Raw genomic sequence first — 14541 nt, forward strand, 5'->3', positions numbered from 1 at the left:
CGAGGGGAGTATTGCGGTGAAGCGCTTGTCCGGCATGGATGCCATGTTCTTGTCCATGGAGGGCACTGAATGGCCACAGCACACGCTGGGGTTGATGATTCTGGATCCCAGTGACGCACCAGGATTCGACTTCGAGCATCTGCGTGATCACCTCGACCGCCGGCTGCCCTACCTGCCGTCGTTCCGGCGCCGTATCCAAGAGGTGCCACTGGGCTTGGATCGGCCGGTGTGGGTCGACGATCCGGCTTTCAAGCTCGATTACCACATTCACCGCGCGGCACTACCCGCTCCTGGTGGCGAGAAGGAACTTGCCGACGTCGTCGGCGAAATCCTGGCCCGCCAGCTCAACCGTAACCAGCCTTTGTGGGAGAGCTGGTTCGTCGAGGGCCTCGAAGGCGGCCGCGTCGCCTTCATCGCCAAAACCCACCACTCGATCGTCGACGGCGTGTCCGGCGCAGGCCTGTCATCGGTGCTGTGCGACGTCACGCCCGACGCCAAGGGCCCGATCGTCGACCTGCCCGACGAGGGTGAGCAGCCCCGCCACTCGAGCCTCGAACTGTTCGCCAAGGGCACGCTGTCGGCCGCGACGACGCCCCCGAAAGTCGTTCAGTACCTTGGCCAAACCGTCCGCAACGCGGTGACCACCATCAGCCACCTGCGGCGCGACGACCCGCCGCCACGCCCCATGAGCGCCCCCAAGACCAGCTTCAACGGCGCGCTCAGCTCGCACCGCAGCTTCGCGTACACGTCGCTGCCGATGGCGCACATCAAGCACGTCAAGAACGGTCTCGGCGTCAAGGTCAACGACGTGATCCTCAGCGTCGTCGCCGGCGCGCTGCGCACCTACCTGACCAAGCGCGACGCCCTGCCCGAGACGCCGGTCCTGGCGACCGTGCCGATGTCCACCCGCGACGCCGGCGACGAGACCCCCGGCAACCACGTGCACACCATGATCGCCTCCATGTGCACGGATGTGGAGGATCCCGTCGAACGCCTGTCCGCCATCCACAACGGCATGAACAGCGCCAAGGCGCTGGCCGAGGACCTGCAGGCCGGTCAGTCCATCGGCCTCACCGACTTCGCGCCGCCGGTACTGCTGAACCTGATGTTCAAGGGTTTCCGCGCCGCCAAGCTCGAGGACAAACTGCCGCTGGCCAGCAACCTCATCGTCTCGAACGTCCCCGGCCCGCCGATCCAGCTGTACATGGCCGGCGCCAAGATCGAGCACATCGTTCCCGTCGGCCCGCTGACCGTCGGCATGGGCATCAACGTCACGGTCTTCAGCTACGGCGGCAACGTCGACGTCGGCATCCAGGCCGATCCGGACCTCGTCGAGGACCCGTGGGAAATCCTCGAGGGCGCCAAGGCAGAGCTCGACCGGCTTCTCGCCGCGTCCGGTTGGGAGGAGCCCGTCGCGAAGAAGAGCGCCTCGGCGACCAATAAAACCGGTGCCGCAGTCCCACCGGGTGGGAGCTCCGGCGGCAGCGCCGAATAGATGTGATTGCCTTCACATGAGGGCAGACGCGATGGCGATCCATGCCCTGACGATGTGAGAAAGGAAGTTGCTGCGATGGCAGATTCGGATAGCTTGTCGGACGTGGTGGCCATTGTCACCGGTGGTTCACGTGGTCTCGGCGCGTCGATGGCACGACACATCGTGGCCGGCGGCGGCAAGGTCGTCATCGCCGACGTCCTCGACGATGAGGGCAAGCAGCTGGCAGCCGAGCTCGGGGACGCTGCGCGCTACATACACCTCGACGTGACGGATCGTGCCCAGTGGGATGCGGCCGTCGCGCTGACGGTCGCGGAGTTCGGCAAGATCACCGGTCTGGTTAACAACGCCGGCATCTCCACCGGCCAATTCATCGAGCACGAACCGCTGGAGCACTTCCGCACGGTGCTCGACGTCAACCTGGTCGGCGTCTTCAACGGCATCCAGGCCGTCATCGCGCCCATGCGCGCCGCCGGCGGTGGCTCGATCGTCAACATCTCCTCGGCCGCGGGCTTGATGGGGCTGGCCCTGACCGCCGGCTACGGCGCCTCCAAGTGGGCCGTCCGCGGCCTCAGCAAGATCGCCGCCGTGGAGCTCGGCACCGACCGCATCCGGGTGAACTCCGTGCACCCCGGCATGACCTACACGCCGATGACGGCGCAGGTCGGCATCCAGCAGGGCGAGGGCAACTACCCCAACACCCCGATGGGTCGCGTCGGCGAGGCCGACGAGATCGCCGGCGCCGTCACCTACCTGCTGTCGCGCGCCGCCTCGTACGTCACCGGCGCCGAGATCGCGGTCGACGGCGGCTGGACCACCGGCCCCACCGTCAAGTACGTGATGGGTCAATAACTACATAGGCGACCAGCCAATCGTCCCTCAGTTCAACATGTTTGAACTGAGGGACGACTTCCAGCAAGGAGACAATGGTGTCTGCCCCACTGAGGAACGATGAGTTGCCCGAGCCGCCCATGGTGAGCCGTCCCGAGTGCATGGACGTCGGCGAGCGCATGGCCGTGGCCCCGCACATCGCCGTCGATGAAGCCGTGCTCGCCGTCATGCGCCTGCGCCAGCCGAAGCTGCCGGCCGAAGCCGCACCGGACCGGCTCGCCGCCGACCTGGACAAGGCCGCGACGATGTTCAAGAGGCGGGGCTGGATTTCCAAACCGTCGAAGTACCACCGCACTCCCCCGAAACTCAACGACGCCGACGTCCTGCACTGGAGCACCCACAACGGCCCACTCGGGCACGAGTCGATGTCCTTCGCATCGGAATTCGACGCCCGGTCGTTCGAGCCGGGTGCGGACCGGTGGCCCGGCAACGACCGCAACGACACCGTCACCGTCCGGCTGCTGCGCCGCCCCGACTCCCCCGCTCCGTGGGTCGTGATCCTGCACGGGTTCGGCATGGGGTCATCGCGCTTCGACCTGAACGTCCTGTGGGCCAACCACCTGCACCACAAGCTCGGATACAATGTGGCGCTGCCGATTTCGCCACTGCACGGGCCGCGCCGCGAGCCCGGCGACGGCCAGCTGCTGTCCCTCGATCTCGCCTCCATGCTGCACGGCATCACGCAGGCCGTGTGGGATGTCCGCCGGTTGGTGAGCTGGATTCGCAGCACCACCGATGCCCCGGTTGGCCTGTACGGCGTCTCACTCGGTGGCTACCTGTCCACCGTGCTGGCCGGCCTGGAACGGTTCGACGCGGTGGCCGCGGCGCTGCCATTCGCCGATCCACTCGCGCTGCTGACGCACCATGGCCCGCCCGCGGCGTACCGGGACGTCGTTGCCTCCGACGACGCCCGAACTGTCTTCCAGGTCGTGTCCCCATTGGCGCTGCCGACGGTCGTCGCACCGCGGGACCGGACGCTGTTCGTGGCCAAGGCAGACCGGCTGATCCCGATGGAACAGTCTGAGGCCCTTGCTGATTCGTGGCATGCCGAACATGTGCGCTGGGTCAACGCCGGGCACGTCGGGTTCACCTGGACCCGCGCGGCGCGTCGAATCCTCGGCCGTCGGTTCCGCGAGTCACTGGGCACCGCGTAGGCCGGTATCCCGATCATGGCGAACTCCGGACCGTTCCCGTCCTGGGACTCGTTCCCGAACTGGGACGCGCTGTCGTCGTTCTGGTCGTCGACCGCGGGCAGCGCGCTCACCGGTGGGCCGGCCGGCGCCTACAAGTCCCTGTTCGACACCTTGCGCAAGCAGGTCGTCGGCCGCCGCATGACCGTCAAACTCACCTCGGGCGAGATGACGCTGACGGTGACGACCATCGATGCGGACCTCGACATGCGGAGCCTTTCGGTCGGTCAACTCAACACCGTCTCCATCTCGGCGGCCGACATCGTCTGGAACGGTTGGCAATTCGACAGAGCCACCGCAGTCCTGCACAACGTGCACATCAAACCGAGCAATACGCCGGTCCTGGTGGCCGCACCACTGGATCTGACCATCGAGATGTCCACCAAGGCGCTCGACAGGATGATCGACCGGGCATCATCATTGCCGGGGCGCGCTGCGCCGAAGTTGCTCGGCCGCATCGACGCCGGCGGTGTCGCGCAAATCCGTTGGGCCAGAAGACCTGATATCGGTCACCTCGAGGTCGACGCGACCATCGACGGGTCGACACTTCTGGTGAAGCCGCGGATGGTTGCGTTGCGCCGGGCCCGGTGGCACCTGCCGAACCGGCTGCCCGCCTACCGGATTCAGCTGCCGAAACTACCGCGTGAGCTCGCGCCGACGTCCGTCAGCTTCAGTCCTCAGACGATCCAGTTGACCGGGCGGATGCCTGAGTGGCGGGTCGCAGTGCCGCGCCGCCGCATCGAGGAGATTCTCAACCAGCTCAACCAGGTCGGGAAGGCACTCAACCTCAGCTGGCTGGGGCGCGGCCTCTAGCTGCCGATCCTCGGGATTCGATCCCCGAAGAGCCGCAACGCATTCTCATAGCCGACCTTGCGGCGGTCGGCCTCGTCCATCGGATACGACGCCAGGAAGTTCGCCCCGTCGACGTTGTCGTCCATCGGGTAGTCTACCGAGAACATGACGCGGTCGGCGCCCATGACCGACAACGTGCACGCCATGGCCGGCGGGGAGAAATTGCCGCTCGTGGTGAAGTAGAAGTTCTCCCGCAGGTAGTCCGACGGCAGCTTCTGCAGCTGGCCACCCGATCCGCCGAGTCCGTAGTACCGATCGGTGCGAAAAGCCGTGAACGGCAACATCTCTCCGAGGTGTCCGAGAATCATCTGCAGGTTCGGGTGCCGGTCGAACAGGCCTGAGTAGATCAGCCGCAGCGCGTGCGTGCCCGCTTCGACGGCGAACCCCCACGACGCCAGGTGCAGTCCTTGATCGACGTACGGCGCGAACCAGGCATCCATCACCGCCGGGTGCGGGGTGGTCGGGTGCAGATAGAGCGGAACCCCGAGCGTCTCGGCGGTGGCGAACAAAGGCTCGTAGGCAGGGTCGTCCAGATACCGGCCATGGGTGTGGCCGTTGATGAGCGCGCCCACCAGACCGAGATCGACGACGGCCCTGCGCAATTCGGCCACCGCGGCGTCCGGGTCCTGCGTGGCGAGAGTGGCGAAGCCACCGAACCGATCGGGATACTGCCGCACCGTCTCGGCGAGATCGTCGTTGGCGCGGCGCGCGTAATCGACAGCCAGCGCGGCGTCGTCGTACTCCTGCACGCCGGGATCGAAGAGGGACAGAATTTGGAAGTCGATGCCGGCGGCATCCATCTGCTCCAGCCGCAGCGGCCCACGATCGTAGAGCCGGTCGAAGCCGAGGCGGTTGTTGGACTCCAGCCACGTCGCGACCACATTGCCGTCACTCGCCGGGTTCCACGCGTAATGCTCTTCCAGCGCGATCAGGTGCATAGGCCGAGGATAGGTCAGAGGGCGAAGACCTGGCCGTCGCGCGCGACGGTGATCTTGCCCTGGTAGCGGCGGCCGATCGCATCCCGCCACTTCGAGTCGGGCAGATCGGTGGGCGAATAGTGGCTCAACACAACATGCTTGGCACCCGCCGCCGCGGCGACTTCACCCACCTGCTCGGCGGACGTATGGGACCGGACCAGATAGCCGGGCGGGAACCTGCTGTTGTTGCCGCCGTCGGCGAGGCTGAACTGTGCTTCGTGCACCAGGATGTCGGTGCCCTGCGCCAGCGCGATCAGGTTGTCGGACTTGGTTGTGTCACCCGAGAACGTGACGGCGACACCGGCTTTCAGGAGGTCGAACCGGAAGGCGAAGGCCGGGTACACGTCGTAGTGGCTCACCAGGGTCGCGGTGACGCGCACATTATTGTCGGTCATGACCGGGAAGGGGTCGGTACGTGGTGCCCGGTTCTGGTAGTCCGATCCAGGAGGGACGACAACCTCGTGCACGTTGACCAGGCTCTGGATGTCGTCGGTGCCCATGTCCCGGATGAAGATGTTGCTGGTGTAGGCGAAAGCCCGGTGCAGTGCATCGGTCGTGGCCGCGATGCCCGGTGTGGGGTTGGCCGGTTCGACGGTCGGTGGGTTGGGGTTGCCGACCTCGCTCGGTGGCAGACCACCGGCGGGGCCGGGTCCGTACACCGACACCGGGCCTTTACCGGGTGACGCGGTGTAGCCGCCGGAGAGGAAGAAGCTGTAGTAGTCGACGATGTGATCGGTGTGCAGGTGCGTGATGAACAGGCTGCGCAGTTGGTCGAATCTCAGCCCCGCGTTCGTGAAGGCGTTCAAAGAGCCCAGGCCGCAGTCGATCTGGTAGACGTCGTCGCCGATCTTGAGTGCCGACGAGATGCCCGTCCGGTTCGGCACCGGTGGCGGGCCCGCCTGTACTCCGAGCGTGATCAGTGCGTTCTGCGGAAGGTCCCCACCGCCCGGCGCGGCTGAACTGCCGGCTGAGGTCGCCAACGCGGCGCCGCCGAGCAGCGCGGACACCGACGCGGCGATCGCGGTCCGCCGGGAAATCGCATCGACGCCGTCGGCGCAGTCAGGGCCACACCCGTGCATGACGGCAACGTATCGCCCTTTTCGCCGAAACCGTGGTCTCGGCGCGCGGAATCAGTGTGCGGCGTTGCGCGCCAGGTCGATGGCGAACGACTTCACGAACGTGCCCGCGCCGGGCTCCCCGCGGCCGCATGACCCGTCGGACTCGCCGACGCGCTTGACCCACAGGTACGCATCGGCGTGCGCACCGGCGGTGTCGGTGGTGGGCGCGACGCCCAGCGCACGGCCGTCCGGGTTGCACCAGTACATCGGGTCGCCTTCGGCGGGCCCGGCACCGTTGCGCGAGGTGTCGATGACGTAGTGCGCGCCGTTGGTCAGGCCGGAGATCGCTTCGCCGTACCCGATTTCCTCATTGGTGGTGAAGTAGTTGGTCGTGTTGAGGCTGAAGCCGCGCGCCTTGGCGACACCGACATCGTTCAGCCGCGAGGCCATGGTCTCGGCGCTCACCCAGCGCGAGTGTCCGGCGTCGATGTAGACCGCCGCGGCCGGGTCACGGGTCAGCGTGTCGACGGCGTAGCGGATCAGGTCGAAGCGTTCCTGACGCTGGCCGGCCGACAGGCAGTCGGCCATCGCAAGCGCGTCGGGTTCGACGATGATCGCCGCCGGCGAGCCACCGAGGCCCGCCGCCACGCTGTCGATCCACGCCCGGTAGCTGTCGGCCGACCCGAAGCCACCCGCCGCGTAGCTGCCGCAGTCGCGGTGCGGGATGCCGTAGAGGACCAGCACGGGAGTGGCGCCGGCGGCGTTCGCGGCGCCGGCCAGCCCGGCGACGGTGCCGCCGACGGTGGAGGCGGGGAACGCCTGGTCGAGCCAGTAGGCCTGCGGCGTGTTGGCGATGGCGGTGAGCTCGGGGCTGGGCGGGTCGGCCTGCGCGGCGGCGGCCCGGGCCTTCGAGATCGGGTCGGCGTAGAAGGGCCGGCCGGCCAACGGGTTGCTGTCGTCGACCAGGCGGATTGCCGGGTTGTCGGCGCGCGGCGCCGGGTCGACGGTCAGGCCGACGCTCGCGACAGCGGCGACAGCGAGGAGGGGAGCGGTCCAGCGGGCGACAACGCCAACAGCCGAAGAGATCACCTCAGGAAAATAGTTCGACTTGGTCAATAAGCGCCAATCGGGGGCCAAAGTTGGTGTGCGAGTGATCAATGTGGCTAGTTGCTACTTCGGCTCACGGCCGAACCGCTGCCCATCCTGTTCCTGCGAACACCAGGATCAGCTCGGCCTCCCCACCCGGCCACCGATTGGCCGAATGTGGTGTGGACCCGTTTACTACGCGAGGACAAACGACGATGACCACAGTGAAGGTTCAGGCGATTCCGTTCAACGGGGTCCGGATGCGGTTCGACAGTGACAAGACATTCGACGAACTGAGTGCCGACCTGCTCGCCGATATCGGTACCGAACCCGCGCAGATAACGGACCTGCAGGCGCTGGCAGATCGCGACTGGAATGCGTTCGCAGCGGACGTCCAGCGACAGGCCGGACCGAGCGATTTCATGTTGATGCACCTGATCGACCACACCCGGTGGCTCAGCACCGCTGGCGTGGAGCGCAAGGCCCTGCGCGTCATCCTGGGCAATCCGCTCATCGCGATCACCATGATTAGGCACGACCTCACGGCCGGGCTGTTCGCTCCCGTGGAGGTCCTGCTGACGGAAGAGGATGACAGCCGGAGCGCCTTGACCTACGTCAAGCCCTCGTCGCTGATGGTTGTCGACGACAACCCGCCGCTACTGGCGGCGGCACTGATCTTGGACGACAAACTCGCCGCCCTGGCCGAGAAGGTAGCGAGCACCGGCGACGCAGCGTGAACTCGCCGACGGGTCGGCTCTCCGTCAACACACTCGATCTGGAGCCGAGGGAGAGGCGCTGCCCTAACGGTGCCCGCCGCCACCGCCGCCATGGTTGATCACGCCCGTGCCGGGGTAGAGGTACCACTCGTCATCGCCGAACGGGAACTCGTCATCGCTCGCGATGACCGACGGCGACGCGGCCGGTACCGACGTCGGGCCGCTGATTTCACTGCCCTGACAGACAGTCACCGACGGGTCGCAGATGTCGGCCTGCGCGGCCGGAGCGACGAGGACGCCCACCGCCACGCCTGCCGCCGCGAAAAGCGCCGCCTTCTTCGAGAGGTCCATGGCGGGTCCTTTCATCGGATTTCCGGGATGCGCTCCGGGTGCAGCATCTCGGCGTAGCGCAGCTGCTCGGGGATACCGAAGCCGTCGACCAGCACCTCGGCGTACGGCCGGAGCTTGCGGCAGCGATCGTTGATCCCGGCGGTGACGGCCTTGGCCCGATCCATGGACAGGAAGCGGTGCTCGATGTACCACGCCTTGTCCTCTTCGATCACCGACAGCGCATACAGGTCGCACAGGAGGCCGAAGATCTCGCGAGCCTCGGGATCTGTGCACGCGTCGATGCCGGCGGCGAACGACTCGAACACGATGCGATCGATGTGCGCCGACGCCGCGTGCAGCACATGGTCCTGCACCGAGTTGAACGCCTCGAAGGGGCTCATCTCCTTGGAGTTGGCCTGGAGGCGGCGGGCCACGGTCGACAGCAGGTAGTCGGCCCGGTCCTCGAACATCTTCGCCTGCGTGCCGCGGTTGAAGAGGCTGCCCTCTTCCTCGTTGTCCTGCCGAGTGTCGAGCAGGTTCTGCAGGATGGTCTCGGTTCCGGTGCTCCGGCGCACGCGCTCCCGGGCGGTGCTGGTCGCGAACTTCACCCACTCGAACGGGCTCATGCCCTTGATGTCGTCGGCGTACTCGGTGAGCAGGTGCTTGGCCACCAACTGGGTCAAGACGTGGTTGTCGCCTTCGAAGGTCGTGAAGACATCGGTGTCGGCCTTGAGCGCGATGAGCCGGTTCTCGGCCAGATAACCCGCACCGCCGCAGGCCTCGCGACACTCCTGGATCGCCTTGGTGGCGTGCCAGGTCGCTGCGGCTTTCAGGCCCGCGGCCCGCGCCTCCAGTTCCCGCTGCACCTCACCGTCCGGTTCGTCGACCTCGGTCAGATCGTGCAGGTCCGACACCAACTCGTTCTGCGCGAACTGCAGCGCGTACGACTTCGCGATCAGCGGCAGCAGCCGGCGCTGGTGCACCAGGTAGTCCATGATGAGGACTTCATCGTCAGTCTTCGGCGCCTCGAACTGCCTGCGCTGCAACGCATACCGGGTCGCGATGTCCAATGCGACGCGGGCGGCGGCCGCGGCGCTGCCGCCCACCGTCACGCGGCCGCGGATCAGCGTGCCCAGCATCGTGAAGAACCGCCGGTTCGGGTTGTCGATCGGAGACGAGTACGTCCCGTCCTCGGCGACGTCGCCGTAGCGGTTGAGCAGGTTCTCCCGCGGGATCCGCACGTGGTCGAACTGGATGCGACCGTTGTCGACGCCGGGCAGTCCGCCCTTGTAGTGACAGTCCGAGGTACGGATGCCGGGCAGGTCGTTGCCGTACTCGTCGCGCAGCGGCACCACGAAGCAGTGCACGCCGTGGTTCTCACCCTTGGTGATCAGCTGCGCGAAAACCGCTGACACCTGGGCTGATTCGGCCGCGCCACCGATGTAGTCCTTACGCGAGGTGGGGGTCGGCGAATCGATGACGAACTCCCCGGTCGCCGGGTCATACGTGGCGGTCGTCTCCAGCGACTGCACGTCGCTGCCATGCCCCGTCTCGGTCATGCCGAAACAGCCGACGAGGTCCAGGTCGATGGCCTTGCGCACGTACGCCTCATGGTGGCGTTCCGTACCCAGGTTGTCGATCGCGCCGCCGAACAGGCCCCACTGCACACCGGCCTTGACCATCAGCGACAGGTCGCTCATGGCCAGCATCTCGATACGGGCGATGGTGGCGCCCGCATCGCCGTTGCCACCATGCCCCTTCGCAAAGGCGTCCTCGGCGGCGCCGCGCGACGCCATGTACTTCATCTGCTCGGTGACCTTGGCCCGGGCCACCGCGGTGTCCGGGGTGTAGTGGGGCTTGAACAGCTCCGCGGAAAGCTCTTCGCGAATACGGTCTTTCACGTCGCGCCAACGCCCGTCCAGGGCGTAACGGAGATGTTCGGCGGTCGTCGTCACAAAGAGTCCCCTCCATCGCACGGTCGCGGTGACGACCGCATGGTCCATCTAGCGTTCGATGCTGATGCCGTACAGATCAATGCTATGCGGCAGTGACTTCTGTGGGTTCAGCGTAGCGCCGCGCAGCACTGGGCCGGACTCGTTCAGTACGTGCGCCAGGAAGGCCTGCCCGAGGAACACCGACAGGCCGGCGCCCGGGCAGCCCTGCGGGCCGTGGCTGAAGAAGTTGTACGACCAGTCGCTGCCGGCGTCCCCGCTGACCCACTCACCCGGCGAGAACCGGTCGGCGTAGGGGATCCGGTCACGGTTCCGGTGATTGAACACGTTGTAGATGAGGACCTGCTTGCCTTCGGGCAGCACTGCGCCACTGGGAAACTCGATGTCCCGGGTCGCGACGCGGCCGAACAGCCCCGTCGTCGGCCACAACCGCATGGTGTCGAGCAGGCACCCGCCGAGGTACTTCAGCGAGGCGATGCCCTGCCCCGAGTTGATGTCGGCCGACGCCAGTTCCGCACGAACCTCACGCAGGTTCTCCGAGTGGGTGGACAACACCGCGAGGGTGCGGAACGCGTTGGCCGCCAAGGTGTCCCCCATCGCGAACAGCCAATGGATCACCTGGCTCGCGGGGCTCGCCGTCTCCGGGGGCGTCGTCTCGGCGATCAGCGCGGCCAGACTGCCCGGCTCAGGATCCTTCAGGTAGGACTCGATGTGCCCGACGAACTCCGGGTAGCCGGACGCGGGCTCGCCGGGCATCCCGTTGCCCGCCGACATCAGTTCGCTGAGCTGCGAGGTGAGCCGGGCGTCGTCGGCGGCCTTGTCGCCGAAGACCACGCTGCGGGTCAACCGCTGGAATGCCGCGTTCCACTCCGCCCACTTCAGCTCTCCGGAGCCCAGGCCTTCGACGGTCCGCGCGACCTTCTCGACGAATGCCTGCGCCAACCGGTGCACCGGATGGCCGGTGTCCAGCACCGCCTCGGCGAACCGCCGGCGGTCCTCCCACGGCTGCCCGCGCGAGATGGTCAGCGCGTCCGGCTGGAAGGCCGCCATGCCTTCTCTCTTGGGCTTGGGGTCGGACGCGAACGGGTCGGGCGACCCGCCCAGCACGAACTTCAGATCGTCGGGATGGTGCACCAGCAGCGCCTCGTCAGCGACGACCCGGACGTAGAACGGACCGGGCCCGTAGCTGCGCACCATGCCCTCGACCAGCTGGTATCCCAGATAGTCCGAGCCGAGCCCAGATGCGATGCGCGTGGGCAACTCTCGCTTGTTGAACAGTCCCAGAAGGACATTCGGAACGCCGATCTGGGCGGTGAACCGAACCCCTTCGACGATGGACGCGTGCGGGAAATCCTCGGCCATCGTCCGTCAGCCCCAGGGGAGGTAGGCGCGGACGGAGTCGGCCAGCTGCACCACCGGGTTCTTCTTCCCCGGCACCGGTGCACCCAGCTTCGGCCACGGCGCGAACACCCGCTCGACGTCGCCGATCACCGGCTCCAGCTCCGGATAGTGCCGCAGCATCACGTCTTTCATGGTGTTGTTGTTCACCCAATCGAACCCGACCTGCGTGTACACCTCGGGTTTGAAGTCGTTGGTGAAGAAGCGGTCGCTCTTGAGCCGCCGCGACGCCATCAGGATGAAGATCCGGAAAGCGGTGTCCGAGAAGCCGAATCCCTTCGGCGGCTGCTCGGCCTGCATGCCGATCTGCAGGTCGACGGCGTCGACGTCACCGTTGTAGACCTCGTTGATCTCACGCGCCCACTGCTTGTTCGGCGTGATGTCATCGATCGTCTTGCGCCGCGGCATCCGCAGTGCTTCGCGGAAGTCGTTGTAGCGCGGCACACCTCGCTCCCGGTCGCGCACGATGTCGAGCGTGGCGAGGTCGGTGATCTGGCCGTCGACGCGGGTGAGGTTGCGTAGCGCATTCGGGTAGTTGTGCAGACACACCGCGCCGGCGCTGGCCAGCCCGAAGGAGTACCACATGTCGCCCATCTGGATTTTGTCCATGAAGCCACGTGTGTGCGCGCCCTGCAGCTGGGTGAAGTCCGCCTTGACGAGGTGCTCACCGGACTCCAGGGAGAAGAAGTTCCAGTCGTCCGGGATCAGCGGGTGCATACGGTAGACCGAGACGAACTCCTCGGTCAGCGAGAACGGCGCGGCGTGGTGATCAGTCGGTGAGCCGATGATGCCCGAGATCGCCTCGTTGTCGCTGATCCGGCCGAACTTCTCCTGGAACGTCTCCCCCAGTGCGCCATACCAGTTCGCGTTCATGCCGATCTGCAGCGCCGGGTGACGCAGAACGCACGGCGTCCACTCGACGGTGTGAATCTTGGCGATCAGCGCCGAGACGACCAGCATGCCGATCTCGAAGAGACGCTGATCATCGAAGCTCGGGTAGGCCTTCTTCAGTGCGTCGCAGACCGCGTTGTGCTCGCGCGCGAACATGGTGTGCAGCAGACCGGTGCCGACCCAGTAGTTCTCCTGCATGCCGGTCAGGTCGATGCCCTTGATGTCGCTCTCGGGCAGACGACCGTTCGGGTCGACCTTCACCTTGCCGTCGACGAAGGTGCGGACCTGCGACTGGCGCTCCTTGCCACTGCCGTAGACCTGCGAACCGTCCCACCAGTGCGTCTCCGCGTTCGCGAAAACCGGTGCGGGACAACCGTCGGCGATCTCACCCCGCAGCGGGATGGTGCACCGGATCTTCATCGGGTTCTCGGGGAAATGATCATCGGCGCTCAGCGGGATGTCGATGGTCTTGTCGGGCACACCGTCGCCGTGGAAGAACCAGTTGTGGTTCTCGAACTGCAGCCACGCGGCGGCCAGCGCGTTGATGATGCCGGCGGGCTTGAAGTCGTCGCGGGCCATGAGCTTGCGGCTGATGACGCGTGGGTCCGGCTTGAGGAGGCGCTTGACGTCGGTAACCGTCATCGACAGCGGGACGTTGCGCCCGAAGCCGGTGCCCTTGGCACCCATGTGCGGGTCTTGGAGATCGTTCCAGGTGCCATCAGGCTGACGGGCCCGGCGCACCTCGTCATTGGGCTGTCCCAGGTCATCGGACGGCCGCATGCCGTACGCCTCGTAGAGGTTGTGCTCGCGCAGTTCGTCGCGGGTCTTCGCCAACGCGTTCAACTGCAGGAGAAGAGAGGGATATTCGTGCCACTGGGACGGAATCATGTTGTCGCCATTTCTTTTTCGAAGTTTGTCGGTGGTCGTCGGATGATCTGGGGTCCGTCAGCGAGGCGTGCGCAGCGCGAAATATCCAATCTTGCTGAACCGGTCGGAACCGGTGTTGAACAGAATCTTGCCGAGGTAGACGCCGGGTACCAGCTCCACCAACTCGTCGCGGATGCTGCGGATCACCAGCCGCGGATTGGATTCCACGTTGGCGTAATCGATGACCATCACCTGGCGGTCGGGGTCGTCCTTGCCGGCTTCGACGTACGTGGCGAAATCGAAGGCGAGTTTGCCCGATTCGGCGTCGCGCATCGAGTACAGCGGCCACAGCAGTTTGCCCACCAGGCCGGTGCTGCGCGTCAGCCGATTGTCCCCGGTCCCGCTATCGGAGTCGAAGCGTTTGCCCTGCCAGGGCATCCACAGGGCGGTGACGGCCCGGGTCACCGTGTCCAGCGCGGGGTTCGTCGTCGTCATGACCAGGATGCCCTCGGTCGGACCGTCCAGGTCGACAGGTGGTGCACCCAGCCGAAAAAGGTCGTTGAGCTGCGCCTCGGCCGCGTCGGCGTCGTTGTCGGCCAAGGCGGAGAGTTCGACGATCCAACTCCACGCCGAGTCGACCGCCCCCGGCTGACCCTCCGCTACCGATTTGCGCAACCACTCCAACCTGTCGTCCGCAGCAGAATCCGCGGTGGTTCCTTGTTCGCTCATCGGCACCATTTCCGTTGAATTTCGAGTACCCGCGGAGCATGATAGTGATCTGCGCCACTCTTCGCGGGCATTTCAAGACGATCGTCCAAACTTTGCCGGCGCGAGCAGAAGT

13 protein-coding genes are annotated in these 14541 nt (G+C 66.2%); 5 read left to right on the forward strand and 8 right to left on the reverse strand.

Annotated features, from left to right (window positions below):
• Positions 1–16 precede the first annotated feature (16 nt).
• From BR47_RS31410 to BR47_RS0125165, 4 genes are all read left to right on the forward strand, one after another.
• On the forward strand, positions 17–1495 hold the full coding sequence (locus BR47_RS31410; RefSeq protein ID WP_177127431.1) for a WS/DGAT/MGAT family O-acyltransferase: 1479 nt from the start codon (positions 17–19) through the stop codon (positions 1493–1495).
• Positions 1496–1570: 75 nt separating this feature from the next.
• The gene (locus tag BR47_RS0125155; RefSeq protein WP_036420142.1) at positions 1571–2344 is read left to right on the forward strand and encodes a glucose 1-dehydrogenase; all 774 of its coding nucleotides are present in this window, start codon (positions 1571–1573) and stop codon (positions 2342–2344) included.
• A 77-nt stretch (positions 2345–2421) separates the two neighbouring features.
• A complete protein-coding gene (locus tag BR47_RS0125160; protein ID WP_231506774.1) occupies positions 2422–3537 on the forward strand; it encodes an alpha/beta hydrolase in 1116 nt (371 codons plus the stop codon).
• Between the two features lie 15 nt (positions 3538–3552).
• A complete protein-coding gene (locus BR47_RS0125165; RefSeq protein WP_029121173.1) occupies positions 3553–4386 on the forward strand; it encodes a hypothetical protein in 834 nt (277 codons plus the stop codon).
• On the opposite strand, the gene BR47_RS0125170 is transcribed toward BR47_RS0125165, so the two are convergent.
• Genes BR47_RS0125170 through BR47_RS0125180 form a run of 3 tightly spaced genes read right to left on the reverse strand, consistent with a single transcriptional unit; the run spans position 4383 to position 7549 of the window.
• Positions 4383–5363, reverse strand: a complete 981-nt coding sequence (locus BR47_RS0125170; RefSeq protein ID WP_029121174.1) for an amidohydrolase family protein — start codon at positions 5361–5363, stop codon at positions 4383–4385. The two genes, BR47_RS0125165 and BR47_RS0125170, sit on opposite strands and share 4 nt — an antisense overlap.
• A gap of 14 nt (positions 5364–5377) precedes the next feature.
• Complete coding sequence (locus BR47_RS0125175) at positions 5378–6481, reverse strand: MBL fold metallo-hydrolase (protein ID WP_029121175.1); 1104 nt, start codon at positions 6479–6481, stop codon at positions 5378–5380.
• A 51-nt stretch (positions 6482–6532) separates the two neighbouring features.
• A complete protein-coding gene (locus BR47_RS0125180; protein WP_029121176.1) occupies positions 6533–7549 on the reverse strand; it encodes a glycoside hydrolase family 6 protein in 1017 nt (338 codons plus the stop codon).
• 212 nt (positions 7550–7761) lie between these two features.
• Here BR47_RS0125180 and BR47_RS0125185 point away from each other — a divergent pair, with 212 nt between their 5' ends.
• Positions 7762–8283: a DUF302 domain-containing protein gene (locus BR47_RS0125185; protein WP_029121177.1), complete on the forward strand. Its 522-nt coding sequence runs from the start codon at positions 7762–7764 to the stop codon at positions 8281–8283.
• Positions 8284–8346: 63 nt separating this feature from the next.
• On the opposite strand, the gene BR47_RS0125190 is transcribed toward BR47_RS0125185, so the two are convergent.
• Genes BR47_RS0125190 through BR47_RS0125210 form a run of 5 tightly spaced genes read right to left on the reverse strand, consistent with a single transcriptional unit; the run spans position 8347 to position 14429 of the window.
• Positions 8347–8613 carry a hypothetical protein gene (locus BR47_RS0125190; protein ID WP_020099720.1) on the reverse strand — a complete coding sequence of 89 codons (267 nt, stop codon included), beginning with the start codon at positions 8611–8613 and terminating at the stop codon, positions 8347–8349.
• An 11-nt stretch (positions 8614–8624) separates the two neighbouring features.
• Positions 8625–10547 carry an acyl-CoA dehydrogenase family protein gene (locus BR47_RS0125195; RefSeq protein ID WP_029121178.1) on the reverse strand — a complete coding sequence of 641 codons (1923 nt, stop codon included), beginning with the start codon at positions 10545–10547 and terminating at the stop codon, positions 8625–8627.
• Between the two features lie 48 nt (positions 10548–10595).
• On the reverse strand, positions 10596–11906 hold the full coding sequence (locus tag BR47_RS0125200; RefSeq protein ID WP_029121179.1) for a cytochrome P450: 1311 nt from the start codon (positions 11904–11906) through the stop codon (positions 10596–10598).
• Positions 11907–11912: 6 nt separating this feature from the next.
• Positions 11913–13721: a peroxidase family protein gene (locus BR47_RS0125205; RefSeq protein WP_020099724.1), complete on the reverse strand. Its 1809-nt coding sequence runs from the start codon at positions 13719–13721 to the stop codon at positions 11913–11915.
• A 57-nt stretch (positions 13722–13778) separates the two neighbouring features.
• Positions 13779–14429, reverse strand: a complete 651-nt coding sequence (locus tag BR47_RS0125210; protein ID WP_141772308.1) for a hypothetical protein — start codon at positions 14427–14429, stop codon at positions 13779–13781.
• Positions 14430–14541 lie beyond the last annotated feature (112 nt).

Source organism: Mycobacterium sp. UNC410CL29Cvi84 (assembly GCF_000686745.1).
Classification (GTDB): domain Bacteria; phylum Actinomycetota; class Actinomycetes; order Mycobacteriales; family Mycobacteriaceae; genus Mycobacterium; species Mycobacterium mucogenicum_B.

Bases quoted from the DNA above. Each gene is read 5' to 3' on its own strand.
- BR47_RS0125155 (WP_036420142.1), top strand. From the start codon at position 1,571: ATGGCAGATTCGGATAGCTTGTCGGACGTGGTGGCCATTGTCACCGGT.
- BR47_RS0125165 (WP_029121173.1), top strand. From the start codon at position 3,553: ATGGCGAACTCCGGACCGTTCCCGTCCTGGGACTCGTTCCCGAACTGG.
- BR47_RS0125170 (WP_029121174.1), bottom strand. From the start codon at position 5,363: ATGCACCTGATCGCGCTGGAAGAGCATTACGCGTGGAACCCGGCGAGT.
- BR47_RS0125175 (WP_029121175.1), bottom strand. From the start codon at position 6,481: ATGCACGGGTGTGGCCCTGACTGCGCCGACGGCGTCGATGCGATTTCC.
- BR47_RS0125185 (WP_029121177.1), top strand. From the start codon at position 7,762: ATGACCACAGTGAAGGTTCAGGCGATTCCGTTCAACGGGGTCCGGATG.
- BR47_RS0125190 (WP_020099720.1), bottom strand. From the start codon at position 8,613: ATGGACCTCTCGAAGAAGGCGGCGCTTTTCGCGGCGGCAGGCGTGGCG.
- BR47_RS0125200 (WP_029121179.1), bottom strand. From the start codon at position 11,906: ATGGCCGAGGATTTCCCGCACGCGTCCATCGTCGAAGGGGTTCGGTTC.
- BR47_RS0125205 (WP_020099724.1), bottom strand. From the start codon at position 13,721: ATGATTCCGTCCCAGTGGCACGAATATCCCTCTCTTCTCCTGCAGTTG.
- BR47_RS0125210 (WP_141772308.1), bottom strand. From the start codon at position 14,429: ATGAGCGAACAAGGAACCACCGCGGATTCTGCTGCGGACGACAGGTTG.